Raw genomic sequence first — 24,808 nt, 5'->3', positions numbered from 1 at the left:
ATTCTGATTGCATCATGGCTTCGGAAAGCTTGCGCTGATCGTCCGAATAACAACCGCATGAATGCGGATCAGCCCCGACAATCGGTGCCAACCGCTGAAATGCGGTTTTTTTTTGTCCGGTTCATGATGCGGGGACGGCCGAGCTTAGTAATAATAAGGATTGACCGATGGAATTAGGCTTTAGCTGGAAAAGTGACAGCTGCGTGACAGAAGACCTGTTTTTGCGATATAATACTAATTTAGGGATATTGAATAACGATTATTAAGGAGTTGTCCTATACATGGCTTTAAAAGCGGGAATCGTGGGTTTGCCGAACGTAGGGAAGTCTACTTTATTTAATGCGATAACGCAAGCGGGCGCCGAATCGGCGAACTACCCCTTTTGTACGATAGATCCGAATGTTGGCGTCGTAGAGGTTCCGGATGAACGGCTGGTCAAGCTGACGGAGCTGGTAGTGCCCAAGAACGTAGTGCCAACGGCTTTTGAGTTTGTCGATATCGCAGGTCTGGTAAAGGGCGCAAGCAAAGGGGAAGGTCTTGGCAACAAATTTCTTGCCCACATCCGGGAAGTGGACGCGATCGTGCATGTTGTCCGCTGTTTTCAGGATGAAAACATTACGCATGTTTCCGGTGCCGTTAATCCGATCAGCGACATTGAAACGATCAATCTGGAGCTGATTTTGGCCGATGTGGAATCCGTAGAGAAGCGGATTGACCGCTCCCGCAAAAATATGAAAGGCGGCGACAAAAAGTACGCGGCCGAAGTGGAATGTCTGGAGCGCGTAAAGGAAGCGTTGTATAACGACAAGCCGGCACGGAGCGTCGAACTGAGCGACGACGACAAGCTGCTGATTCGCGACCTGCATTTGTTGACGATGAAGCCGATGCTGTATGCGGCCAATGTGAGCGAGGACGAAGTGGCGACAGCCGAAGACAATCCGTTTGTACAGAAGGTGCGCGAATACGCTGCAATCGAAGGAGCGGAAGTAGTGCCGATCAGCGCGAAGGTCGAGTCGGAAATCGCCGAGCTGGAAGGCGACGACAAGGCGATGTTCCTGGAGGAGCTTGGCTTGCAGGAATCGGGCTTAAACCGTTTGATCAAGGCGGCGTATAAGCTGCTCGGTTTGAATACGTATTTTACGGCGGGAGTTCAAGAGGTGCGCGCTTGGACGATCCGTACGGGAACGAAAGCGCCTCAGGCTGCAGGCGTGATCCATACCGATTTCGAACGCGGGTTTATCCGTGCGGAAGTGGTCGCCTATGACGATCTGATAGCGGCCGGTTCGATGAATGCGGCGAAGGAAAAAGGCCAGGTGCGGCTGGAAGGCAAAGATTACGTAGTGAAAGACGGCGACGTCATGCATTTCCGGTTCAACGTTTAGCGTTGTTACGGAGACTGCATGGTTTACATGAATTTAAGTAAGGGGTGAATCATTGTGCTGGACAGATTACAGTCACTAGCGGACCGTTATGAGAAATTGAGCGAGCTGCTTTGCGATCCCGATGTGACTAACGATACGAAGAAGCTGCGGGAGTATTCCAAGGAGCAGTCCGATTTGCAGGAATCGTTCGAGGCTTATACCGAGTACAAGAGCGTGGTAGAGCAATACGAGGCGGCGCGGGCGATGCAAAACGAGAAGCTGGACGATGAAATGCGCGAGCTGGTCAAGATGGAGCTTGAGGAGCTCACTCAACGCAAGGAAGAGCTGGAAGCACGCATTCATGTTTTGATGCTGCCTAAAGATCCGAACGACGATAAAAACGTAATCGTCGAAATCCGCGGCGCAGCGGGCGGAGACGAAGCGGCATTGTTTGCTGCAGATCTATACCGGATGTATTCCAAATTTGCCGACGTTCAAGGCTGGCGTACGGAAGTAATGGATGTCAATATGAACGATCTCGGAGGCTTTAAGGAAATTATTTTTATGGTGAACGGCAAAGGCGCATACAGCAAGCTGAAATACGAGAGCGGCGCGCATCGGGTGCAGCGTATTCCGACGACCGAATCGGGTGGGCGGATCCATACTTCGACTTCAACGGTTGCGGTCATGCCGGAGATGGAAGAGTTCGATATCGAAATCAATGACAGCGATATTCGCGTCGATACGTTCTGCTCCAGTGGAGCCGGCGGTCAGTCCGTAAATACGACCAAATCCGCGGTGCGCGTTACGCACGTGCCTACGGGCATTGTGGCTACATGTCAGGACGGCAAATCGCAAAACTCCAATAAAGAAAAGGCGCTGCAGGTGCTGCGCGCACGGATTTTCGATAAGTTCCAGCAAGAGGAAATGTCCAAATACGCCGGAGACCGGAAAAGCAAAGTCGGCACCGGCGACCGGAGCGAGCGGATCCGGACATACAACTTCCCGCAAAGCCGTATTACCGACCATCGGATCGGACTGACGCTCCACCGGCTGGATGCCGTACTGAACGGCGATATGAATGAAATTATTTCCGCTTTGACGATTGCCGCGCAATCGGAGCTGATAGAAAAAGGGGAGCAGGAATAACCCATGGCGGGTTTGACCATTCGTGAAGCCTATGTGGAGGCTTCTTCTTTTTTAGAAGCGCATCAGGTGCGGGATGCAGCCAGCTGCGCGGAGCTGCTGCTGCAGCACGTGCTTGGCTGTTCCCGCAGCGAGCTGCTGCTGCGTTGGCGCGAATTGTTCTCCGTGGAACAATTGGAGCTGCTGCGGCAGCTGCTGGCGCGGAAGGCGGCAGGTGAACCGGTGCAGTATATTACCGGGGAGCAGGAGTTTTACGGGCTCCCTTTTAAGGTGACGCCTGCGGTACTAATACCGCGCCCGGAGACGGAGCTGCTCGTAGAGCAGATTGTGTTGATCGGGCGGCTGCTATGGCCGGAGGGCCGAAGCGCTGAAGGCGGCGGTGCAGCTGCGGTTCGGAGTCTGGCCGCTCGGGCGGCAGAGCCGGAAGGAAGAAGCGCGGATGGCATCACAGGCGGGGACGCGGCTGCGGAGGGAGTTCAGGCGGCGCAGCTGGAAGCGCGAAGCGCCGAAGGCGTCCTTGACAGAGGCAAGGGCGCATCAGCGGCCGCTGGCGACTGGGGCAGAACTGCGTCGGCGCCGCTCATCGCCGACATTGGCGCCGGGAGCGGGGCGATTGCCGTGAGCCTCGCCGTGCAGTGCCCGTCGTGGCGCATCATGAGCTCGGATATATCGCCGGCCGCTCTGGCGGTAGCCGCTGCGAATGCGGAGCGCCACGGGGTTGGCGGTCAGGTCGCCTTTCTGGAAGGCGACCTGCTCGCCCCCTACATCGAACGCGGCCTGCGGCTCGATGCGGTGGTGTCCAATCCGCCGTATATACCGGAGGCGGATGAAGCGGGATTGCAGCCCGAGGTAAGGCTGCATGAGCCGCGCACCGCGCTGTATGGCGGTGCGGACGGGCTCGACCTGTACCGACGACTGGCGGTGCAGTTGAAAGAGTTGCCTGCATTGCCCTCGCTGGTCGGGCTTGAGGTAGGATACGGTCAGGCAGATGAGGTAGCGAAGCTGCTTCGGGAAGCGGCAGATTGGGATGAAGTCCGGATCGTGCCGGATTTGGCCGGGATCGACCGGCATGTCATCGGCATCCGTTATCCGGGGTAAGCAAGCGTAACGGGAGCTGCGCTGCGCTAGAGCGCAAAATCGGCATCTAAAAATAATGTTGCCGATCGCCAGATCCGCTTGGATCAGGGGAAGTCCCGCTGCATCAACAGCAACCGGTAAAAGCGCAGCAACGTGCTCAAGAGAGTCACTGAGGCGGACCATTTCGCCCGCGGCGCATACAATCTAGCAAAACGGCTCCAATTTAATAGATTGCTAGGTTTAAACGCTCCCGCACCGGGTCATACTGGTATTATATTACCGGAATGAGCTATTGCGGGAGAGGCGGTTTATACGATGGTGAAGCGGACTTCTTTCAAATTTTATTATTATATGGTGTTTGCTCTTATTCTACTAATTACATGTTGGGAAGGAAACCGCGAGCAAGCGGTCGTTTATGCGGCCGGAGCAAGCCGTGCGGCGGCAGATTCGGAAGCGATTCCGCAGGAATCGATCCGGCTTCGTATATTGGCCAACTCCGACTCTCCGTCCGATCAGTGGATCAAGCGCGAAATTCGCGATGCGATTGTCGAGCGGATGAATCAATGGGTGAAGGAGCCGCAGGGGATCGATGAGGCCCGTGCCATGGTGCGCATCCATTTGCCGGAGCTTGACCAATTGGTAGGCGAAACGCTGCAGCGCAACGGTTTCTCGTATACATATAAGGTGGAGCTGGGCGTCGTGCCGTTTCCGGCTAAAATGTACGGCAGCCTCGTGTATCCTGCAGGCGATTACGAAGCTTTGCGCGTTTCGATAGGAGCCGCCCGGGGTCAAAATTGGTGGTGCGTGCTGTTCCCGCCGCTATGCTTCGTCGATTCGGAAGCGATTGTCAAGAAAGCCAATGCAGTCGGAGCCGAATCAGCCGCCGCGGAAAGTCATGGAGAGATAGCCGCGGACGAAAAAACGGCCGTCGCCAAAAGCGGTACGTCCGAAGCCGCGGGTACGGCGGCGAAGAAAGCCGAAGGTGCAAAAGCGGGCGCAGCGGAAAAGGACGGGCAGGTTAAATCGGCCATGGCAAAGTCGGCTGCGTCCGACCAGCCTGAATTACGCTCCTTCATTTGGGATTTGCTGAAAAAAATCGGGTCTTTGTTCGCCTGATGCATACAGTTGTATATCGATAAACAATAAATAAGCGGCAACGGAAGACGGCCACTTCAACTACAGGGCCGCCAGTAGGACAGGCAGCATGAACGAGGCCCGCTAATTCATAATAAGGATGGGCTTTACAATGACAGCAGTATGGAAAGTTGCCGCCGTATCGCCGCAGGCGGAGGAATTGGCCGATGCGGCCCGGATGCTTCGCGAAGGGGGAACGGTCGCCTTCCCGACGGAAACCGTGTACGGGCTTGGGGCGGATGCCCGGCAAACGGATGCGGTGATGAACATTTTCTCGGCAAAAGGCAGGCCGTCGGATAACCCGTTAATCGTCCATATCGCCAATCGGTCTCAAATCGGAGAGCTGGCTGTGCTTCCCGGTGAGGCCGTTTCGCGTTTACTGGATGCTTTTTGGCCGGGACCGTTGACGGTGGTGCTGCCGGTGGTGCCCGGCGTCTTGTCGCCGCTGGTGACGGCGGGACTCAACACGGTCGGGCTGCGGATGCCCGACCATCCGGTGGCGCTGCAGCTTATTGCCGCTGCAGGCTGTCCCGTGGCCGCCCCGAGCGCGAACCGCTCGGGCAGACCGAGCCCCACACAGGCTGAACATGTGTGGGAAGATTTGCACGGCCGCATCGACGGCATCGTCGACGGGGGCCCGACAGGCGTCGGCCTCGAGTCGACCGTCGTGGAGTACGTCCCGGCAGCCGGTGATGACGGCTGCGGCCAGGGCGTACTCCATATCCTGCGGCCCGGCGGCATTACGGCAGCCCAGCTGCGCCGGGCGCTGCCGGAGGCTGAGGTGCGCGATGCTTCCGCGCATCAAGAGCCTGACCAGGCGCCGCGCGCGCCAGGCATGAAGTACACGCATTACGCGCCGCGCGGCGTAATGACGCTCGTTCAGGGCGGCGCCCCTGAACAAGTGCTCGCTCGCTTGCAGCGCGAACTTGACGAAGCCGGCGCGCGCGGCGAACGTACCGGTGCGCTCACGTATCGCGAGCATGCCGGTGCGCTGCGCGCGGATCATGTCGCCGTCTGTGGCAGCCTCGGCGACCTCGAAACCGTGGCGCACGGGCTGTACGCCGCGCTGCGCGGGTTCGATGAAGCGGGAGTGAGCTTCATCGTTGCCGAAGCCTGCCCCGAAACGGGCATCGGGGCGGCGATCATGAACCGGCTGCGCAAAGCCGCCGGCAATCGCATCATCCGCGTCTAGGCCCCTCCAGTCATGATTCCCCCCTTGTCCGCATATGTTGATTAGGAACGGGACAGGGGGTATTAGGAAGATGGATTGGGCATCACCGTGGATGATCGGCCAGTTGATCGCCATTTTAGTTATGGCGGTCGCATTGGGGATGGATGCGCTATCGCTCGGAATCGGAATCGGCATGAGAGGCATTCGAAAGCTGTATATGCTGAAGCTAAGCGTGTTAATCGCTTTGTTTCATATGGCTATGCCTTTGATGGGGATGATCACCGGCGGTTATGTCGGCTATTTGCTGGGCGGGGTGGCGACCAAGGTCGGTGGAATCCTGCTTGTGCTGCTTGGCGCGCATATGATGTACAATTCCTTCAAAGGCGAAAACACGCGCATGATGAACCACCAGTCGATGTGGGGCATGATCGTATTTGCATTAAGCGTAAGTATCGATTCGTTCTCTGTCGGCGTCTCGTTAGGTATGTTTGCCGGGGACATGGTTTTGACCGTTGTATTGTTTGGCGCGGTTGGCGGGTTGATGTCGATCGCCGGGCTCATGCTCGGCAGCAAGGTAGGCCATTGGATCGGCGAATACGGCGAGGCAATGGGCGGCGTCATATTGCTTGCGTTTGGCGTCAATTTCCTGTTTTAAGCCGGCGGAGCAGACAGAACTTGACGGGCTGTCCTTATTGGAAGGGCTCCTGACCAAGAAGCACAACCCGGTTCAATGCCTTCTCGGATTTATGGATACAGCGGGTCATTCGTACAAAATGGAGAATAACGGTCCATAATCGGCGGCATTTGAGGTACAATAAGAGTAAGGCTCTTTTGCAGCCCATCTTGATGAGAAAGGCAGGGATTCCGATGAATCGAATTTTGTTCGTTTGTACCGGCAACACCTGCCGCAGTCCGATGGCGGAAGGGATTTTGCGCCGATTAGCGGAAGATCACGGCTTGCAGCATATTGAAGTCCGTTCGGCGGGAGTAGCGGCTTACGACGGGGCGCCGGTGTCCGGACATGCGGCCGCTATTTTGAAGGAAAAAGGCTTCCACGAGACGTTAACCTCGTCCGCCTTGACCGGCGATCAGCTGAACTGGGCCGACGTTGTACTGACCATGACCTCCGGGCATAAGCAGCACACGATTCAACGGTTCCCCCTGTTCGTCGATAAAATCTACACGCTTAAAGAATTCGTCGACGATACGCAAGCGGCGGAGCGGATTGCCGAGCTGGAGGAGTTGGTTGCGGAGCTTCATGTAAAACGGGCTTTGTCGCAGCCGGTGACGGAGGAGGAGAGCCGGCGCCTCCGGGCTTTGGAGCGGGAGCTTCCCGATTACGATATCGCCGATCCATTCGGCGGATCGATGAAGCTGTACCGGCAGTGTGCCGATGAGATCGAAAGCAGCTTGATCAAGCTGCTCGGCAAGCTGAAACAATAGCTCTGCGAGCCTCCGCAGAAACGATAGATCCGCAAGCCCGTCCTCCTTTCACGGGAGCCGGGCTTGCTGCTGTTCCGACTGAGCGGGGTTTCATATCCGGCTGCGCAAGCTTAACGGAACAAGGCGTACCGGGCGTTTTGAGGGCTTTACAGCGAATACGATTTCCGATATCATATAAAGTATATGGAAGGACCCGGTGTAACTGGCGACGAGTGGGCTTAACCACAGTGGAGCATCGGGACATACGGCCGGTCGCCTGGGCAAAGAGCAAAAGATTGCGCGATAACAGCGCACGGACTGCTCTTTTTTTCGTTTTTCCGACAGCTTTCGGTTATAATGAAACTAACTAGAAACAGGAGGCGAATCATTTTGAAAATTGCAATTGGAGCAGATCACGCAGGAGTTCGTTTGAAGGATGAGCTGATAGGATTTATCGAATCGCTTGGACATCAGGTGTCGGATCTTGGCTGTAATTGCACCGATTCGGTCGATTATCCGGATTATGCGATCGCCGTCTGCGACCAGGTTGTCGCCGGGAGTGCGGACAAAGGCATCCTTGTATGCGGGACTGGCATCGGAATGACGATTGCCGCCAATAAAGTGCCGGGCATTCGCTGTGCGCTTGTTCACGATCTGTTCTCCGCGAAAGCGACGCGCGAGCATAACGATACGAATGTACTGGCCATGGGAGAGCGGGTAGTTGGCCCCGGCGTTGCTCAGGAAATCGTTAAAATATGGCTGGAAACCGAGTTTTCCAACGGGGAACGCCACCGTAACCGGATTGGCAAAGTGCAGGCGCTGGAACATAAATATGCGATTCATCCGTAATCGGGACGCCCGATGAAAGAGGTGAAACCCATGAGTCAGACAGAACGGCCCGCCGATCCGGACGTATCGGTCGACTTGGGCCGGATAAGGCCCGCAGCCGAACAGGTGCTGCGCGAGCTGGCAGCCGCCGGAAGACTTAAGGCGGGGCAGCTTGTGGTGATTGGAACGAGCACGAGCGAAGTGCTGGGACGTCATATCGGCACCTCCGGTACCGAGGAGGTGGCCGCGCATCTGTTTGCCGCTGTCGAGGCTGTCCGCGGCGAGATCGGCTTTTACCCGGCCTATCAATGCTGCGAGCATTTGAACCGGGCTCTGGTCGTGGAGCGGGCGGCGATGCGGGAATACCGACTGGAGGAGGTAGCGGTTATTCCGGTGCCGCGGGCCGGCGGTTCCATGGCGTCCTATGCGTATAAAAAGCTGCCGGACGCGTGTGTGGTCGAATCGATCCAGGCGCATGCCGGAATCGATATCGGGGGCACTCTGATCGGCATGCATCTGAAGCCGGTCGCTGTACCGGTACGGCCGACGATCCGGCTGATCGGCGAGGCGTCCGTACAGATGGCCTATACCCGACCGAAGCTGATCGGCGGCGCGCGCGCCGTTTATGCGACGACGACGGAGGAACTGAAGCTCCATCCGGATCAAACCGGCGTCCCAGGCGCGGACAGCTGCAGCTGACGGCAGCCGATGGACGGATTCATTTTCAATATGAACATTCATATAACAAGCTTAATCCAAGGAGGAATTTATTGTGGAGCAACTGCGTAAACAAGACCCAAAAATCGTTGAGGCCATGAATCTGGAGATCGGCCGCCAACGCGATAAAATCGAATTGATCGCATCCGAAAATTTTGTCAGCCAAGCTGTATTGCAGGCTATGGGTACTGTTCTGACGAATAAATATGCCGAGGGCTATCCGGGCAAGCGTTACTACGGCGGCTGCGAATATGTCGATATCGTTGAAGATATCGCCCGCGACCGCGCCAAGGAATTGTTTGGTGCCGAACATGCGAACGTACAGCCGCATTCGGGCGCGCAAGCGAACATGGCCGTCTATTTGGCTGCGCTGAACCCCGGCGACACCGTGCTGGGCATGAACCTGGCGCACGGCGGCCACTTGACTCACGGAAGCCCTGTGAATGCATCCGGTATTTTATATAACTTCGTTGCTTATGGCGTTAGCGAGAGCGACGCACGCATCGATTACAACGATGTGCGCAAAGCCGCGTTCAAACACAAGCCGCGCCTGATCGTAGCCGGAGCGAGCGCTTATCCGCGTACGATCGATTTCGAAGCGTTGGCTTCCATCGCCAATGATGTAGGCGCCTTGTTCATGGTCGATATGGCCCATATCGCCGGTCTTGTTGCCGCAGGCTTGCATCCGAATCCGGTGCCTCATGCGCATTTTGTAACGACAACGACGCATAAGACGCTGCGCGGACCGCGCGGCGGCATGATCCTGTGCCGCAAGCCGTGGGCGGCCGCGATCGACAAGGCCGTGTTCCCCGGTTCCCAAGGCGGACCGTTGATGCACATTATCGCGGCCAAGGCCGTTTCCTTCGGCGAAGCGCTGCAGCCTGAATTTAAAACCTACGCGCAAAACGTCGTAAATAACGCAAAAGCGCTGTCCGAGGCGTTAATGGCGGAAGGCGTCAACCTTGTATCCGGCGGCACCGACAACCATCTGATGCTGATCGATTTGCGCAGCCTGAACATCACCGGTAAAGATGCCGAGCATCTGCTTGATGAAGTAGGCGTGACCGTAAACAAAAACGCGATTCCGTTTGATCCTGCCAAGCCGATGATTACAAGCGGTATCCGCATCGGCACACCGGCTGCGACGTCCCGCGGCATGGATCAGGCGGCGATGAAGGTGATCGCCCAAATTATTGCTTTAACCTTAAAGAATCCGTCCGACACAACCGTCCACGAGAAAGTGCGCGGCATGGTCAAGGATTTGACCGCTCAATTTCCGCTGTATCCCGGTTTGAGCTACTGAGAACGGACGATACGGGCCGGCGCATGCGCGCCGGCTCTTTTTTAAGTTATCGAACTATGACTTTGCTTCGTACAATCCTTTGACAAACGCGCTTGTCCATTTAGACGGCGCAGTCGTATATCCTTGGTTATAAAGGCAGGTGTGGCAATGATATCGGTAGGTTTGGCAGGATGGGGAGATCATGACGGGCTCTATGAGAAAGGCGCCGTCAAGCCGGAGAGCAAATTGAAGATATATGGCAGGCACTTTTCCATTGTCGAGGTGGACAGCTCCTTTTATGCGGTGCAGCAGGAGAAGACGTACAGCCGTTGGGTGGATGATACGGCCGATCATTTTTCCTTTATTATCAAAGCATATCAAGGGATGACCGGCCATCTGAGAGGAAAAAATCCGTTCGCTGACGACGATGCGATGTACCGGGCTTTTTGCGATTCGATCCGGCCCGTGCTTGAAAGCGGGAAGTTACGAAACGTGCTGTTTCAATATCCGCCGTGGTTTGATTGCACGCGCAGCAATGTGGACATACTGCGCGGCGTCAGGGAGCGGATGCGGGATTATCCCGTTGCGCTTGAGTTCCGGAACCAAAGCTGGTTTGCGGAGGATACGCGGGAGAAGACGCTTGATTTTATGAAACGGGAGGCGTGGATTCACAGCATATGCGACGAGCCTCAAGCCGGCGTCGGCTCGGTCCCGACCGTGCTCGTTCCGACCAGCGTCGAGCAGACGGTCGTGCGGATGCACGGCCGAAATGCGGCCGGCTGGAATCAGAACGGCAGCCCCGACTGGCGGGCGACACGCTACTTGTACCGCTACAGCCGGGATGAGCTTGCGGAGTGGAGAGACCGGCTGCTGCGGCTGAATGAACAGACCGGACAGATTGCGGTCATCTTTAACAATAATTCGGGCGGCGATGCGGCTGCTAACGCCAAACAATTGATGGAGCTGCTGGGCATGCAGCCCGAACCTTTTGCTCCGCGCCAGCTCGAGCTATTTGAATAAGTCGGGTTGCCCGCAGCAAAGGTTGCATGAACGGCTCCATCCGGGCGCCGCGGCGCCTGTCCGGACGGTTAAAACCGGCTAGGATAACATCGGACAACTGTGGTATAATAGACAGGATTTGGCGTAAAGGGGAAGGTATTATGGGAAAAGTATTTGTATGTGACCATCCGTTGATTCAGCATAAGCTTACCTACATAAGGGATGCCAACACAACGACCAAGGATTTCCGCGAGCTCGTTGACGAGGTGGCCACTTTAATGGCTTACGAGATTACAAGAGATATTCCCCTGCAGAAGGTACAGGTTCAGACGCCTGTCGCAACCGCCGAGTGCAAGGTGATTTCGGGCCGCATGCTCGGGCTGATCCCGATATTGCGCGCCGGTCTTGGCATGGTGGACGGGATTTTGCAGCTCGTGCCGGCAGCCAAAGTCGGACATATCGGATTGTATCGCGATCCGGTGACGCTGGCGCCGGTTGAATACTACGCCAAGCTGCCTACCGATGTGCAGGAGCGGGAGCTGATCGTGATTGACCCGATGCTGGCAACGGGCGGTTCCGCCAATGCCGCAATCGCCGCACTGAAAGCGCGAAACTGCACGCAGATGAAGCTGATGTGCCTGATCGCCGCGCCGGAAGGCATACAAGCTGTACAAAAAGAGCATCCGGACGTCGATATTTACGTAGCGGCCATCGACGATTATTTGGACGACCACGGATATATTATACCTGGTCTGGGCGATGCGGGAGACCGCTTGTTCGGCACCAAGTAGCCTGGCAGGACGACCTGTTGTCCTGGCCAATTGAAAAAAAGGGGGAAAAGCGTTTTGAATCAGCCTAAACTAAAAGTTGTTACCATCTTCGGCACCCGTCCGGAAGCGACCAAAATGGCTCCGCTTGTGAAAGAGCTGGAAAAGCATCCGGAGCAGATCGAATCGATCGTCTGCGTTACGGCGCAGCATAGACAGTTGCTCGATACAGTGCTTGAATTTTTTGAAATTAAGCCGCAGTACGATCTGGACGTCATGAAGGACGGGCAAACCTTAAGCGAAGTTTCGGTTCGCGTTTTGCAGGGCCTGGATCCGGTTCTGAAAGAAGCGAAACCGGATTTGATCCTCGTTCACGGGGATACGTCGACGACGTTTCTCGCGAGCTATGCCGCATTTATGCAGCAAATCAAAATCGGCCACGTGGAAGCGGGGCTCCGCACCTGGAACAAGCTGTCCCCGTATCCGGAAGAGATGAACCGCCAGCTGACCGGCGTGATGAGCGATCTGCACTTTGCGCCAACGTCTTTATCGGCTGACAATCTTCTAAAGGAAAACAAGCCCGAAGCCAATATTTACATAACAGGCAATACAGCCGTCGACCTGCTGTCCTACACGGTTCGGGACGATTATTCGCATCCGGTGCTTGAATGGGCGAAGGGCAAGCGCCTGATCCTGATGACCGCGCACCGCCGGGAATCGCAGGGCGAGCCTCATCGGCAAATATTCCGCGCGGTGAAGCGGCTGGCCGACGAGCATGAAGACATCGCGATCGTGTACCCGGTCCACCCGAGCCCGGCCGTGAAAGGTCCGGCCTACGAATATTTGGACGGCCATCCGCGCATTAAGCTGATCGAACCGATGGACGTCGTCGATTTGCACAATTTGTACCCACATACGTACATGATTTTGACCGATTCCGGGGGACTGCAGGAAGAAGCGCCGTCGTTCGGCGTTCCGGTACTGGTGCTGCGGGAGACGACCGAGCGGCCCGAAGGGATCGATGCAGGGACGTTGGAGCTTGTAGGTACCGATGAGGATCATGTGTACCAACGCGCTCGCGCGCTGCTGACCGATACGGCCTTGTACGAAAAAATGAGCCGGTCGGCGAATCCGTACGGGGACGGAAAAGCGTCCGAACGGATCGTTCAAGCCATCCTTTACCATTTTGGGCGAGGCGGATCAAGACCGGAACCGTTCCAACCGTGACAATCCTATGACAAACGTCACAGCGTACAGTTGAACTGTTTGGTTTGAAAGGGTAAAAAACGTTGATTTGGCGGGATTTTTGAGATTTTCACACACAGTTGTTTGGAAAGAACCACAATTGACAAAACTCGCATCGCTTCGTTACAATAAGTGAGGATTCTCAGGAGGGTGCCTATGAAACAGCCTGACCGCAATGATAATCCATGGCGAGCTGCCGCACTGACGAGCGCTATCGGGATCGACCTCGTCGTATGTCTGCTGGCCGGATATTGGCTGGGCGATTGGTTAAGCGGGATGTTAGGCGGACAATTGTGGCTCTTGGGAGGTTTCCTGCTGGGGCTTGCATCAGCTATTATCACTATTTATTTCATGATCAAGCAGTACGGAGGGCTATAATGAACGATCTTTCGGCCCATCTGAAAACGGTTCAAAATGTTTTTCTTTTCTTCCTATCCTTTTGCTTGGCCGTATGGGCAATTTTTGTCGATTATCGGCCTTATTTGGCAGGATTGATGTTGGGGTCGGCGGCCAGCATGATCAACGCGAGATACCTTGCCTGGAAAATCCGCAAGCTGTCCGAAAAAGTCATTGCAGCGCCGTCTGAGCAAAAGCCTCCTCGTCAAGCCGGCATAGGTTTTTTGACAAGAGCGGCAATTGCCGGCCTGGCCGGTTTAGTTGCAGTCCGGTATCCGCAGCATGTCGCATTAGCAACAACCGTTGCGGGATACTTTTTCGCTCAATTGGCAACACTCGTATTGGGTATTATTTCTATTAAAAGATCCAACAAGTAAATCCATTTGCGGAAAGGGGTGAAAATGGAAAACATGGAACATCATGTACCGGGGATAGAGTTATTCGGGCTCCACTTCGATCTGTCTGCACTTCTTATGATCGCGGTGACCAGTATTTTCGTGTTGATACTTGCTATATCCGGGGCTAGTAAAGGATCTGTAACCAATCCGTCCAAGCTGCAAAACTTTATGGAATGGGTCGTAGAGTTTGTGGAAGGCATTGTCGGCAGCACTATTGGATCTAAGTACGGCAAACCGTTTATTGCATTGGGTATGACGCTTATCATGTATATTTTTATCGGCAATATGCTCGGGCTTCCGTTCTCGATCGTCACAGAGGATCACGTTGCCTGGTGGAAATCACCAACGGCGGATATTGCGGTCACCGCAGCATTGACCATTATCGTTATCGGGCTGAGTCATTACTTGGGCATCACCCGTAATACGAAGCATTATTTTGCGCATTACTTCGAGTATAAAGGAGCTATGCTCCCGCTGCATTTAATTGAAGTGGTCTCCAAACCGCTGACGCTCGCTTTCCGTCTTTACGGAAATATTTACGCAGGTGAAATAATGATTTCTGTCATCTTGGGGGCAGGCTGGTTCGGAATTGCGCCTCTATTTGTATGGCAGGGCTTCAGTGTGTTCGTAGGTGCGATTCAAGCATTCGTCTTTACGATGCTGACGATGGTTTATATATCGCAAACGCTGGTCCACGAAGAAGAGGGCCACTAAAAAAGCAAGACTTACCTCGGGTAGTCTCGAGACAATCAAAATAAAAACTTTTCAAAATTAAGGGAGGATTTTCTCAATGGGAGCTTTAGCATTAGTAGCAGCAGCAATCGTATTTGGTTTGGGAGCACTTGGTGCAGGTATCGGTAACGGTTTGATCGTAGGTCGCGCTTTGGAAGGTATTTCCCGTCAGCCTGAGCTTCGCGGTACTTTGCAAACGACGATGTTTATCGGGGTAGGTCTGGTAGAGGCAATGCCGGTCGTTGCGTTGGTTCTTGCGTTCATCTTGATGGGCCAAGCTTAAGAAGTCGTTTGGCGGGGATGGCCACAAATGCCTCCACGCCTTCGTTTTGCCTACGTTATCAGAAGGGAGTGACGTTACTTGCATATTGAATGGACAACGTTTTTTATTCAAATCATAGCCTTTTTGATCTTGTATCTTTTGCTGCAAAAATTTGCGTTCGGTCCTTTGTTTGGCATGATGGAAAAGCGCAGACAATTGGTGAAGGATCAAATTGAATCGGCTGAAAATAACCGTAAGCAATCGGAACAGCTGTTAGAGGAGCAAAAGCAAGCTCTTCAGCAAACCCGTAAAGAAGCGCATGACATCATTGAGCAGGCAAAACAAACAAGCACCAAGCAGGCGGACGAGATTGTCGCAGCTGCCCGTGAAGAAGCGAACCGCGTGAAAGAAGCGGCGATTCGCGATATCGAAACGGAGAAAAACAAGGCGGTCGCCGCCCTGCGCAGCCAAGTCAGCGCGATGTCCGTGCTGATCGCCTCCAAAATTATCGAGAAGCAAATTGATGAAAAATCCCAGGAACAGTTGGTTGAGCATTACCTGAAAGAGGTAGGAGGCAACCAATGAGCCAGGATACGATTGTAGCCAAAAGATACGCGAGAGCGTTGTTTGAACTCGCCAAGGAACAAAATAGCATCGCTGCGGTCGAAGAGGAACTGAAAACCGTAGTTTTTGTTTTGCAGGAAAATACGGACTTCGAGAAATTAATCAAGCATCCGGGGCTCGGCATCGACACCAAAAAAACGCTGCTGAACAACGTTTTCGAAGGCAAGCTTTCGGACATTACGTTCAACACGCTGCAGCTTCTTGTCGAAAAAGGCAGAGAGGAGCTGCTGGATGCGCTCGTGAATTATTACGTCGCGATTGCCAGCGAAGCGCTCGGTCAAGCACAGGCGATCGTATATACGCCGGTGGAATTGTCGGAGGCGGAGCTTAATCAGATTTCGGTGACATTCGGTCAATTGACAGGTAAACAAATCCGTGTCGTGTCGGTTCTCGATAAAAGTTTGCTCGGCGGCGTCAAAGTCCGCATAGGCGACCGTCTGTACGACGGCAGCTTGTCCGGTAAGCTTGAGCGGCTGGAAAAAACGTTGAATCAATCTCAAGCACTGTAGATAGGGGTGAGGGAAAGTTGAGTATCAAACCGGAAGAAATCAGTACGCTGATTAAACAGCAGATCGAACAATATAAATCCGACATTCAAGTCGTGGATGTTGGAACGGTTATTACCGTCGGTGACGGGGTTGCCCGTGCACACGGCTTGGAGAATGTTATGGCGGGGGAGCTTCTCGAGTTTCCCAACGGCGTTCTGGGCTATGCCTTTAACTTGGAGGAAAGCAACGTCGGTATCGTTATTTTGGGACCTTACACGGACATTCGCGAAGGCGACCAGGTTAAACGTACCGGCCGCATCGTCGAGGTTCCGGTAGGCGAAGAGCTGATCGGCCGCGTCGTCAATCCGCTCGGTCAACCGGTTGACGGCAAAGGTCCGATCAACACGGCGAACTCCCGTCCGGTTGAATCCCCGGCGCCTGGCGTTATGGCCCGTAAATCGGTTCATGAGCCGATGCAAACCGGGATTAAAGCGATTGACGCGATGATTCCGATCGGCCGCGGTCAACGCGAGCTGATCATCGGCGACCGTCAAACAGGTAAAACCGCAATCGCGATCGATACGATCATCAACCAAAAAGGCAACGGCGTAAAATGTATTTACGTTGCGATCGGTCAAAAGCAATCCACCGTTGTTAACGTGGTGGAAACCCTTCGCCGCGCAGGCGCGATGGATTACACGATCGTCGTTACGGCGAGTGCTTCCGAGCCTGCTCCTTTGCTGTGGCTTGCACCTTACGCCGGCTGCGCAATGGGCGAATATTTCATGTACAAGGGCGAGCATGTGCTCATCATCTATGATGACTTGACCAAGCAAGCGGCTGCATACCGCGAGCTGTCGTTGCTGCTTCGCCGTCCACCGGGCCGGGAAGCTTATCCAGGGGACGTTTTCTACTTGCACTCCCGTTTGCTGGAGCGTTCCGCGAAGCTGAGCGATGCGCTTGGCGGCGGATCGATGACGGCTCTTCCGTTCATCGAAACCCAAGCCGGCGACGTATCCGCCTATATTCCGACGAACGTAATCTCCATCACGGACGGACAGATCTTCCTGGAGTCCGACCTGTTCTATTCCGGTCAACGTCCGGCGGTTAACGTCGGTATCTCCGTATCCCGGGTAGGTAGCTCCGCGCAAATCAAAGCGATGAAAAAGGTGGCCGGTACGCTGAAAACCGACTTGGCCCAATATCGCGAACTCGCCGCTTTCGCAGCGTTCGGTTCCGACTTGGACAAGGCGACGCAAACCCGCTTGAACCGCGGTCTGCGCACGCTGGAAATCTTGAAGCAGGGCGTTCATCAACCGCTGTCCGTTGAGAAGCAGGTTGTCTCCATCTACACGGTAGTTAGAGGCCATTTGGACGAATTGCCCGTACAGGACATCGGCCGTTTCGAGTCCGAGTTCCTGGCGTTCCTCGATTCCAACCGTCCGGAAATTTTGCAAAGCATTCGCGATACGAACGATCTGACTGCAGATAACGAAAATGCATTGAAGGATGCGATCGCGCAGTTCCAGAAGAGCTTCGCAACATCCGCATAATCAGCGTCATATAAAATAAATTGACCTCGGACTTCTCTGCTGAGAAGTTCGAGGTTCATATAGTGAACGACCCGGCTGTAAGCCGTTTAACAGGCTTTTCGAGTGAAGGCTTTTTCCTGAAACGGGAAAGCTTCGAGAGAGAGGTGAGCATGCATGGCAAAAGGAATGCGCGAAATTAAACGCCAGATTAAGTCCGTACAAAACACAAAGCAAATTACGAAAGCGATGGAAATGGTCGCGGCGTCGAAGCTGAGAAGGGCGCAGGTAGCGGCAGAAGCGGCGCGCCCTTATGCGGATAAGCTGAAAGAAGTTGTAGGCAGTATCGCTGCCGGCAGCAAAGGTGTGAAGCACCCGATGCTGCAAACCCGCGAGGTGAAGAAGACGGGGTATCTTATCGTTACTTCAGACCGCGGTCTGGCGGGCGGTTACAACTCCAACGTACTGCGCAGAGTGATGCAGGAAATTAAAGAAAACCACAAATCGCCGAACGAGTATGCGATTTTTGTCATCGGGCGTAAAGGCAGGGACTTTTTCCGCAACCGCAATATTGCAATTGTGGATGAAGTTGTCGGTCTTTCCGATTCGCCTACCTTCTCGGATATTAAAGCAGTCGCTGCTTCCGCAGTGAAAAACTTCGAGGACGGTTCTTACGATAAGCTGTATTTGGTTTATAACCGATTTATCAATGCGATCTCCCAGGAACCGACGATCAAGCAGCTTTTGCCGATGGAAGATATGAGCGGCGCAGCCATATCGAATTACGAGTACGAGCCATCGCCTGAGGGCGTGCTGGAAGTGCTGCTGCCCAAGTATGCAGAGACTTTGATCTACAGCGCGGTACTGGAAGGCAAAGCAAGTGAGTTTGGCGCAAGGATGACGGCAATGAGCAATGCAACCAAAAATGCGACGAAGATGATCGGAACGCTGACATTGGTTTACAACCGTGCCCGTCAAGCATCCATCACGCAAGAAATTTCGGAGATCGTGGCTGGCGCGAACGCGCAGTCGTAACACTCCGCAACAGCTTATACAGCAACTTATGCTGAAGCAAAACCTGAAGGAGGAGAAAGCAGTGAGCAACATAGGACGCGTTGTGAATATTACAGGTCCGGTTGTCGACGTCGAGTTCGACCGTGGACATCTCCCTGAAATTTTAAATGCGATTAAAATTGAGAAAAAAGCCGAAAAAGCTGGCGAACTGGACATTCAACTGACTGTTGAAGCTGCCGTTCACCTGGGCGACAACTTGGTTCGTTGCGTTGCTATGTCCACCACGGACGGTTTGGTTCGTGGAACGGAAGCGGTAGATACAGGCGCGGCGATTTCCGTGCCCGTAGGCGAGGCTACATTAGGACGCGTATTTAACGTACTTGGCGATCCGATCGATGGAAATAATGAAGTGGACCGCGCTGTAACAAGCCCGATTCATAAGCCTGCTCCTTCGTTCGAAAACTTGTCGACGCAGGTTGAAATTCTGGAAACAGGCATTAAAGTTATCGATTTGATGGCTCCTTACGTTAAAGGCGGTAAAATCGGTCTGTTCGGAGGCGCGGGTGTAGGTAAAACCGTTACATTGCAAGAGTTGATTCACAACGTTGCTTCCGAGCTCGGCGGTATTTCCGTATTTGCCGGCGTTGGCGAGAGAACGCGTGAAGGTAACGACTTGTACCACGAGATGAAAGAGTCCGGCGTTATCGACAAAACGGCGATGGTGTTCGGTCAAATGAACGAGCCTCCGGGCGCTCGTCTTCGTGTAGCTTTGACAGGCTTGACGATGGCGGAATATTTCCGTGATGAAGAAGGCCGCGACGTGCTTCTGCTGATCGATAACATTTTCCGGTTTACACAAGCGGGCTCCGAAGTATCAGCCCTCTTGGGCCGTATGCCTTCCGCGGTTGGTTATCAACCGACGTTGGCGACCGAGATGGGTCAATTGCAAGAGCGTATCACTTCCACGAAAAAAGGCTCCGTAACGTCGATCCAAGCGATCTACGTACCTGCGGATGACTATACGGATCCGGCTCCGGCTACAGCGTTCGCTCACTTGGATGCAACGACGAACTTGGAGCGGAGCATCGCGGCCATGGGTATTTTCCCGGCGGTCGATCCGTTGGCGTCTTCTTCCCGGATTTTAACACCGGAAATTCTTGGCGAAGAGCATTATAATGTAGCTCAAGGCGTAAAAAGAATTTTGCAGCGTTATAAAGAATTGCTGGATATCATCGCGATTCTCGGTATGGACGAGTTGTCCGAGGAAGATAAGCTGGTCGTCGTTCGCGCAAGACGGATTCAATTGTTCTTGTCCCAGCCGCTTCACGTTGCCGAGGCGTTCAACGGTATTCCAGGGCTGTACGTACCGGTTAAAGAAACGGTTCGCAGCTTTAAGGAAATTCTTGAAGGTAAGCACGACAACCTTCCTGAGCCTGCGTTCCATAACGTAGGAACGATTGAGCAAGCGATCGAAAAGGCGAAAACTTTGTAATTTGGTCACTAGTTGCCGGACATTTGGTGCGAATGTCCGGCGAATTTTCGAAGTCGGCTTTCTGTCTGGAAACCTTAGCACAAGCTTACGAAGTCAGCTTTCCTTTGCGGAAAGCTTTTAGGAGGAGTCCAAGTGAGTACTTTCCTACTGGAGATCGTTACCCCGGAGCGCAAAGTGTTTGCCGAGCAGGTCAACATGATTGTCGTCAAGGGCGTTGAAGGAGAGCTTGGTATTCTGCCGAATCACATCCCTTTGGTTACTCCATTAAAAGTTGCCCCGGTTACCGTGAAACAGAACGGTAAGGAACAATATATTGCGGTGAACGGTGGTTTCATGGAGGTCCGCAAAGATAAAGTGGTTATTTTGGCGGAAAGCGCCGAGCTGCCGGAACAAATCGATGTCGAACGGGCAAGAGAAGCGAAAACTCGCGCCGAACAACGGTTGACATCCAAGCAGGATCAGGTTGACTTTAAACGCGCTGAACTGGCTTTGCAAAGAGCCTTGAATCGGCTTGACGTTTATGGGAGAAAATAAGCATATTATTGGAAAATGGCGGAGGAACTTGGTTCCACCGCTTTTTTTTGGCAGCAGGAAATATTAGACACCTCTAGAGCCTTTTGATATAATTGTGAAGGTATTGATTAACAGTTGTTATGTGATTGATAAGGTCCACTAGAACGGTATCATAACTGTAACTTGCGCACGCTTACAAGATTACGCTAACATGCCTTCTTCTCACGAAATCCCATCATCACATAACGAGCATAGAAGGGAAATTCTTCAATATTGTGGGAGGAGATTCGTTCACGATGTACATGAACAGTTACGTGGTCGTATCCATTTTTCTCATCCTGGGGGTATTGCTTCCAATTGTAGCGCTTACAGTTGGTCGGTTGCTGCGTCCCTACAAGCCGGTGGAAGAGAAATACACCACCTATGAAAGCGGGAACGAGCCGGTAGGCGAAAGCCATGTGCGATTCAATATCCGCTATTACTTATTTGCGCTGATGTTTGTCATTTTCGATGTTGAAACTGTATTTTTGTACCCATGGGCCGTTGCATATAAGCAACTTGGCTTGTTTGCGCTTGTCGAAATGTGTATTTTCGTAGGGCTGCTTGTGGTTGGGCTAATCTATGCTTGGAAAAAGAAGGTGCTGCAATGGACTTCAATCTAGAGTCAATTTCTCCGGAAGAGAGACAGGAGCTTGAGCGCAACGTTTTTATGACGACGCTCGAGCAGGTCAAGGCTTGGGCTAGAAGCAATTCGTTGTGGCCGTTGACGTTCGGGCTCGCCTGCTGTGCCATCGAGATGATGGGCACCGGTGCGTCCCACTATGACTTGGACCGGTTCGGCGTCATTTTCCGGACATCGCCGCGTCAATCGGACGTCATGATCGTGGCCGGAACGGTAACGAAGAAGATGGCGCCGCTGCTGCGCCGTTTGTACGAACAAATGCCGGAGCCGAAATGGGTCATTGCGATGGGCTCCTGTGCGACCGCAGGCGGTCCATATGTGAAGTCTTACGCCGTAGTGAAAGGCGTTGACCAGGTGGTGCCGGTCGACGTATATATTCCGGGCTGCCCGCCGAATCCGGCGGCGCTGATCTACGGCATTAACAAGCTGCAGGAAAAAATTCGTTATGAAGCGAAAACCGGTAAGCAGGTGACCAATCGATGAGCGATGAGCAAAAGAAAAATCCGTCCGGGCAGGCGGAAGAGGAAGTGAAGACAACCGAGCCGACCCAAGCTGAACCGAGCGAGGCGGCGCCAACGGCCCCTGTGTCGAACGGTGCCGAAACCGCGATCGAGCCGGCTCCTGAGTCGGAGAGCAAGGCACCTGCGGCAGAAAGCAAGGCGAAGGCGGAAGAAGCAGCGGGCCCTCCGGATGAAGCTTCCACAGCTTCCGGCGAAGCGAAGCCTTCCGCAGCAGCCAAAGAACCATCCGATCCGCCGGCCGCCGAGAAAGCGGCCCCATCGGATGAAGAGAAGGAAGCGAAGGCCAAGGCAGCCGCGGAAGCGCGTGCTGCACGGGCCAGCGCCAGAGCGAAAAAAACGGAGGATGCCGAGGATGCGGCTCCGAAACAACCTTCACCGCTGCAGCCGCGGCTTGATCAGTTTGTAAAGCTTATTAAGGAAACGATGGGTGAAGACACGATTGTGGAAGCGTTCATTAACGAGAAGGACGCGCATCTCCCTACCATCGTTCTTAAGAACGAGAGCTGGCTGGAAACGGCCGAGCTGCTTAAGAACCACAGCGAGCTGAAACTGGATTACTTGCGGAATGTGTCCGGCGTCGATTACGAGACCTATATGGAAGTTGTTTACCATTTATTGTCCCTGACAACGAAGCAAGAATACTGTATTAAAGTCAAGACCGACCGCGAACATCCGACCGTTCCGTCCGTGACGCCGGTATGGCCGACCGCGAATTGGAACGAGCGGGAAATTTACGATTTGCTCGGTATCGATTTCCCGGGACATCCGGACTTGAGAAGAATCATGATGCCCGACGATTGGGTCGGACATCCGCTGCGCAAAGATTATGAACCGCTTGACCCGGAGGTGTAGAGTCTCTTGATTAGAACTGAAGAACTGCTGTTGAACGTAGGGCCTCAGCATCCGAGTACCCATGGCGTGTTTCGGATCGTGGTCAAGCTGGACGGTGAAATTATAACGCATGCGGATCCGGTGATGGGTTACTTGCATCGCGGCACGGAGAAGCTGGCTGAAAACTTGAGCTACACGCAGATCATCCCCTACACGGACCGGATGGATTACGTATCGGCCATGACGAACAATTATGTGCTCGTCCATGCGGTTGAGAAGCTGATGGGTCTGGAAATTCCCGAACGCGCCGAATTCCTTCGACTCATTGTCATGGAATTGCAACGGATCGCCAGTCATATGGTATGGTGGGGCACATATTTATTGGATATCGGCGCGATGAGCCCGTTTTTATTCGCTTTTCGGGATAGAGAGATCATTATCAATTTATTCAACGAGCTGTGCGGCGCCCGTTTAACCTACAATTATATGCGGGTAGGCGGAGTGAAGTGGGACGCGCCGGAAGGCTGGATCGAGAAAATTCGCAAATTTATCCCGTATATGTACGACAAGCTGGATGAATATACGAATTTGGTGAGCGGAAATGAAATCTTTTTGGCACGGATCAAGGGGATCGGCAAATATGATGCAGAAACGGCAATTGCTTACGGTTTAAGCGGCGCGAATCTGCGGTGCACCGGTGTCAATTGGGACATCCGCAAAGACCAGCCGTACAGCTTGTACAGCCGATTTGACTTTGATGTGCCGGTAGGCGCCAACGGTGATTGCTACGACCGTTATTTGCTCCGTTTTGAGGAAATGCGGCAGTCGCTGCGCATTTTGGAGCAAGCGATCGAGCAGTTCCCGGCGGAAGGCGAGATAATGGGTAAGGCGCCACGCGTGCTGCGCGCCCCGGAAGGGGAAGTGTATGCGCGCATTGAATCGCCGCGGGGCGAGATCGGCTGCCATATCGTTTCCAAAGGGAAGGATAAGCCGTACCGGTTGAAGTTCCGCAGGCCTTCTTTTGTCAATTTGCAAATTTTGCCGAAGCTGTTGGTCGGAGAATCGATGACGAATCTGATCACGATACTCGGAGGCATTGATATTGTCGTCGGGGAGGTGGATTGCTGATGATCCATTTTTTACAGGACCAACTGACGTGGTTGAATTTCGGTATTTTCTTCGCTTGGGGCGTTGTGATGCTGCTCGTTGTGCTGGGCTTTGTCACGTACGCGATCTACTTTGAACGCAAGGTCATCGGCTGGATGCAGCTGCGGATCGGACCGAACCGCACGGGGCCGTTCGGCCTGCTGCAGAGCGTTGCCGACGTATTCAAGCTTTTGATCAAGGAGGACACCATCCCCCGGAAAGCGGAACGGGAGCTGTTTATTTTGGCTCCGGTCATTACTTTTATTCCGTCTTTTGCGGTGATCGCGGTCATTCCTTTCAGTCAAAGTCTGATCAGCACCGATATGAACGTAGGCCTGCTCTATTATGTGGCGCTTTCCGGCATATCGACGATCGGAATCGTGCTTGGCGGATGGGCTTCCAATAATAAGTATGCGCTGCTTGGCGGGATGCGCTCCGCGGCGCAAATGATCAGCTATGAAATTCCGCTCGTCATCTCGGTCATCGGCGTCATTATGATGACGGGCAGCTTGAACCTTAATGTTATTGCGGCCGCACAGGCGGGGGGCTTCTGGCATTGGAATTTCCTGCCACAAATTATCGGATTTGTCATATTCGTGATAGCCGGTGTTTCGGAATTGAACCGGACGCCATTTGACTTGCCCGAGGCGGAGTCGGAGCTGGTTGCAGGGTACCATGTCGAGTACAGCGGCTTCCGGTTTGCCTTCTTCATGCTTGCCGAATATGTGTACGTGTTCGCGATTGCGGGCTTGACGACGACGTTGTTTTTGGGCGGCTGGCATGCACCGTTTCCGTTCCTTGATTTTATCCCGGGGCTTATCTGGTTCCTGCTGAAATTTTCGGCAATCGTGTTTTTCCTGTTCTGGATTCGCGCGACTTTGCCAAGGATACGCGTCGACCAGCTGATGGGGCTGGGGTGGAAGGTGCTGCTGCCGTTGTCGTTGGTTAATATTTTCGTGACGGCGATTTATATGAGTATTGGACCGATGCTGTCGGTATACTTCTTGAAATAGCTCTTGAAGGAAATAGCG

28 protein-coding genes and 1 riboswitch are annotated in these 24,808 nt (G+C 53.7%); all 28 genes read left to right on the top strand.

The genetic code is table 11. The features are described from left to right. Nucleotides 1–281: 281 nt before the first annotated feature. The 28 genes from ychF (at nucleotide 282) to nuoH (ending at nucleotide 24,790) form a co-directional block, all read left to right on the top strand. Nucleotides 282–1,382, top strand: coding sequence for a redox-regulated ATPase YchF (ychF, locus tag E1757_RS26930; RefSeq protein ID WP_133234043.1), 1,101 nt, complete (start codon nucleotides 282–284; stop codon nucleotides 1,380–1,382). A 54-nt stretch (nucleotides 1,383–1,436) separates the two neighbouring features. Beyond that, entirely contained in the window at nucleotides 1,437–2,510 is a 1,074-nt protein-coding gene (prfA, locus tag E1757_RS26925; protein WP_133234041.1) for a peptide chain release factor 1, read from the top strand. Nucleotides 2,511–2,513: 3 nt separating this feature from the next. Further along, complete coding sequence (locus tag E1757_RS26920; RefSeq protein ID WP_133234039.1) at nucleotides 2,514–3,605, top strand: N5-glutamine methyltransferase family protein; 1,092 nt, start codon at nucleotides 2,514–2,516, stop codon at nucleotides 3,603–3,605. 294 nt (nucleotides 3,606–3,899) lie between these two features. Then, the gene (spoIIR, locus tag E1757_RS26915) at nucleotides 3,900–4,700 is read left to right on the top strand and encodes a stage II sporulation protein R (RefSeq protein WP_133234037.1); all 801 of its coding nucleotides are present in this window, start codon (nucleotides 3,900–3,902) and stop codon (nucleotides 4,698–4,700) included. Between the two features lie 130 nt (nucleotides 4,701–4,830). Next, complete coding sequence (locus E1757_RS26910) at nucleotides 4,831–5,910, top strand: L-threonylcarbamoyladenylate synthase (protein WP_133234035.1); 1,080 nt, start codon at nucleotides 4,831–4,833, stop codon at nucleotides 5,908–5,910. Between the two features lie 70 nt (nucleotides 5,911–5,980). Further along, nucleotides 5,981–6,544, top strand: a complete 564-nt coding sequence (locus E1757_RS26905; protein WP_133234033.1) for a manganese efflux pump MntP — start codon at nucleotides 5,981–5,983, stop codon at nucleotides 6,542–6,544. 212 nt (nucleotides 6,545–6,756) lie between these two features. After that, nucleotides 6,757–7,332 (top strand): low molecular weight protein arginine phosphatase, encoded by a 576-nt coding sequence (locus E1757_RS26900; RefSeq protein ID WP_133234031.1) that lies wholly within the window; start codon nucleotides 6,757–6,759, stop codon nucleotides 7,330–7,332. 188 nt (nucleotides 7,333–7,520) lie between these two features. Continuing rightward, nucleotides 7,521–7,601, top strand: a riboswitch (ZMP/ZTP riboswitch). 100 nt (nucleotides 7,602–7,701) lie between these two features. Beyond that, a complete protein-coding gene (rpiB, locus tag E1757_RS26895) occupies nucleotides 7,702–8,160 on the top strand; it encodes a ribose 5-phosphate isomerase B (RefSeq protein ID WP_133234029.1) in 459 nt (152 codons plus the stop codon). 30 nt (nucleotides 8,161–8,190) lie between these two features. Next, nucleotides 8,191–8,838, top strand: a complete 648-nt coding sequence (locus E1757_RS26890) for a TIGR01440 family protein (RefSeq protein WP_133234027.1) — start codon at nucleotides 8,191–8,193, stop codon at nucleotides 8,836–8,838. A 73-nt stretch (nucleotides 8,839–8,911) separates the two neighbouring features. Continuing rightward, nucleotides 8,912–10,159: a serine hydroxymethyltransferase gene (gene glyA, locus E1757_RS26885; RefSeq protein ID WP_133234025.1), complete on the top strand. Its 1,248-nt coding sequence runs from the start codon at nucleotides 8,912–8,914 to the stop codon at nucleotides 10,157–10,159. A gap of 147 nt (nucleotides 10,160–10,306) precedes the next feature. Beyond that, a complete protein-coding gene (locus tag E1757_RS26880) occupies nucleotides 10,307–11,158 on the top strand; it encodes a DUF72 domain-containing protein (protein WP_133234023.1) in 852 nt (283 codons plus the stop codon). Nucleotides 11,159–11,298: 140 nt separating this feature from the next. Then, nucleotides 11,299–11,928: a uracil phosphoribosyltransferase gene (upp, locus tag E1757_RS26875; protein WP_133234021.1), complete on the top strand. Its 630-nt coding sequence runs from the start codon at nucleotides 11,299–11,301 to the stop codon at nucleotides 11,926–11,928. Nucleotides 11,929–11,982: 54 nt separating this feature from the next. Next, nucleotides 11,983–13,131 carry a non-hydrolyzing UDP-N-acetylglucosamine 2-epimerase gene (gene wecB / locus E1757_RS26870; protein ID WP_281282538.1) on the top strand — a complete coding sequence of 383 codons (1,149 nt, stop codon included), beginning with the start codon at nucleotides 11,983–11,985 and terminating at the stop codon, nucleotides 13,129–13,131. Between the two features lie 174 nt (nucleotides 13,132–13,305). Continuing rightward, a complete protein-coding gene (locus tag E1757_RS26865) occupies nucleotides 13,306–13,527 on the top strand; it encodes an AtpZ/AtpI family protein (RefSeq protein ID WP_133234019.1) in 222 nt (73 codons plus the stop codon). Further along, a complete protein-coding gene (locus tag E1757_RS26860) occupies nucleotides 13,527–13,922 on the top strand; it encodes an ATP synthase subunit I (RefSeq protein WP_133234017.1) in 396 nt (131 codons plus the stop codon). Before E1757_RS26865 ends, E1757_RS26860 begins: the two co-directional genes overlap by 1 nt. Nucleotides 13,923–13,955: 33 nt before the next feature. Then, nucleotides 13,956–14,657: a F0F1 ATP synthase subunit A gene (gene atpB, locus E1757_RS26855; protein WP_133234015.1), complete on the top strand. Its 702-nt coding sequence runs from the start codon at nucleotides 13,956–13,958 to the stop codon at nucleotides 14,655–14,657. Between the two features lie 76 nt (nucleotides 14,658–14,733). Then, nucleotides 14,734–14,958, top strand: coding sequence for a F0F1 ATP synthase subunit C (atpE, locus tag E1757_RS26850; protein ID WP_028550954.1), 225 nt, complete (start codon nucleotides 14,734–14,736; stop codon nucleotides 14,956–14,958). Between the two features lie 78 nt (nucleotides 14,959–15,036). Beyond that, nucleotides 15,037–15,522 (top strand): F0F1 ATP synthase subunit B, encoded by a 486-nt coding sequence (gene atpF, locus E1757_RS26845; protein WP_133234013.1) that lies wholly within the window; start codon nucleotides 15,037–15,039, stop codon nucleotides 15,520–15,522. Next, the gene (locus tag E1757_RS26840; RefSeq protein WP_133234011.1) at nucleotides 15,519–16,070 is read left to right on the top strand and encodes a F0F1 ATP synthase subunit delta; all 552 of its coding nucleotides are present in this window, start codon (nucleotides 15,519–15,521) and stop codon (nucleotides 16,068–16,070) included. Before atpF ends, E1757_RS26840 begins: the two co-directional genes overlap by 4 nt. 17 nt (nucleotides 16,071–16,087) lie before the next feature. Then, nucleotides 16,088–17,602: a F0F1 ATP synthase subunit alpha gene (atpA, locus tag E1757_RS26835; RefSeq protein ID WP_133234009.1), complete on the top strand. Its 1,515-nt coding sequence runs from the start codon at nucleotides 16,088–16,090 to the stop codon at nucleotides 17,600–17,602. Between the two features lie 153 nt (nucleotides 17,603–17,755). After that, nucleotides 17,756–18,613, top strand: coding sequence for an ATP synthase F1 subunit gamma (gene atpG, locus E1757_RS26830; protein WP_133234007.1), 858 nt, complete (start codon nucleotides 17,756–17,758; stop codon nucleotides 18,611–18,613). A gap of 61 nt (nucleotides 18,614–18,674) precedes the next feature. Further along, a complete protein-coding gene (gene atpD / locus E1757_RS26825; protein WP_246079547.1) occupies nucleotides 18,675–20,084 on the top strand; it encodes a F0F1 ATP synthase subunit beta in 1,410 nt (469 codons plus the stop codon). 132 nt (nucleotides 20,085–20,216) lie between these two features. Next, nucleotides 20,217–20,618 carry a F0F1 ATP synthase subunit epsilon gene (locus E1757_RS26820; RefSeq protein WP_133234003.1) on the top strand — a complete coding sequence of 134 codons (402 nt, stop codon included), beginning with the start codon at nucleotides 20,217–20,219 and terminating at the stop codon, nucleotides 20,616–20,618. Nucleotides 20,619–20,893: 275 nt separating this feature from the next. Further along, complete coding sequence (locus E1757_RS26815) at nucleotides 20,894–21,259, top strand: NADH-quinone oxidoreductase subunit A (RefSeq protein WP_133234001.1); 366 nt, start codon at nucleotides 20,894–20,896, stop codon at nucleotides 21,257–21,259. Next, nucleotides 21,244–21,762: a NuoB/complex I 20 kDa subunit family protein gene (locus tag E1757_RS26810; protein WP_028550962.1), complete on the top strand. Its 519-nt coding sequence runs from the start codon at nucleotides 21,244–21,246 to the stop codon at nucleotides 21,760–21,762. The genes E1757_RS26815 and E1757_RS26810 overlap by 16 nt, the downstream gene beginning before the upstream one ends. Continuing rightward, nucleotides 21,759–22,652 (top strand): NADH-quinone oxidoreductase subunit C, encoded by an 894-nt coding sequence (locus E1757_RS36955; protein ID WP_133233999.1) that lies wholly within the window; start codon nucleotides 21,759–21,761, stop codon nucleotides 22,650–22,652. Before E1757_RS26810 ends, E1757_RS36955 begins: the two co-directional genes overlap by 4 nt. Nucleotides 22,653–22,658: 6 nt before the next feature. Beyond that, nucleotides 22,659–23,759, top strand: coding sequence for an NADH-quinone oxidoreductase subunit D (locus E1757_RS26800; protein WP_133233997.1), 1,101 nt, complete (start codon nucleotides 22,659–22,661; stop codon nucleotides 23,757–23,759). Then, nucleotides 23,759–24,790, top strand: coding sequence for an NADH-quinone oxidoreductase subunit NuoH (nuoH, locus tag E1757_RS26795; protein ID WP_133233995.1), 1,032 nt, complete (start codon nucleotides 23,759–23,761; stop codon nucleotides 24,788–24,790). The genes E1757_RS26800 and nuoH overlap by 1 nt, the downstream gene beginning before the upstream one ends. The last annotated feature ends 18 nt before the right edge of the window (nucleotides 24,791–24,808 follow it).

It is taken from the genome of Paenibacillus piri, from assembly GCF_004354045.1.
In the GTDB taxonomy this organism is placed as follows: Bacteria; Bacillota; Bacilli; order Paenibacillales; family NBRC-103111; genus Paenibacillus_S; species Paenibacillus_S piri.
This window is presented reverse-complemented; position numbering and strand designations above follow the sequence as displayed.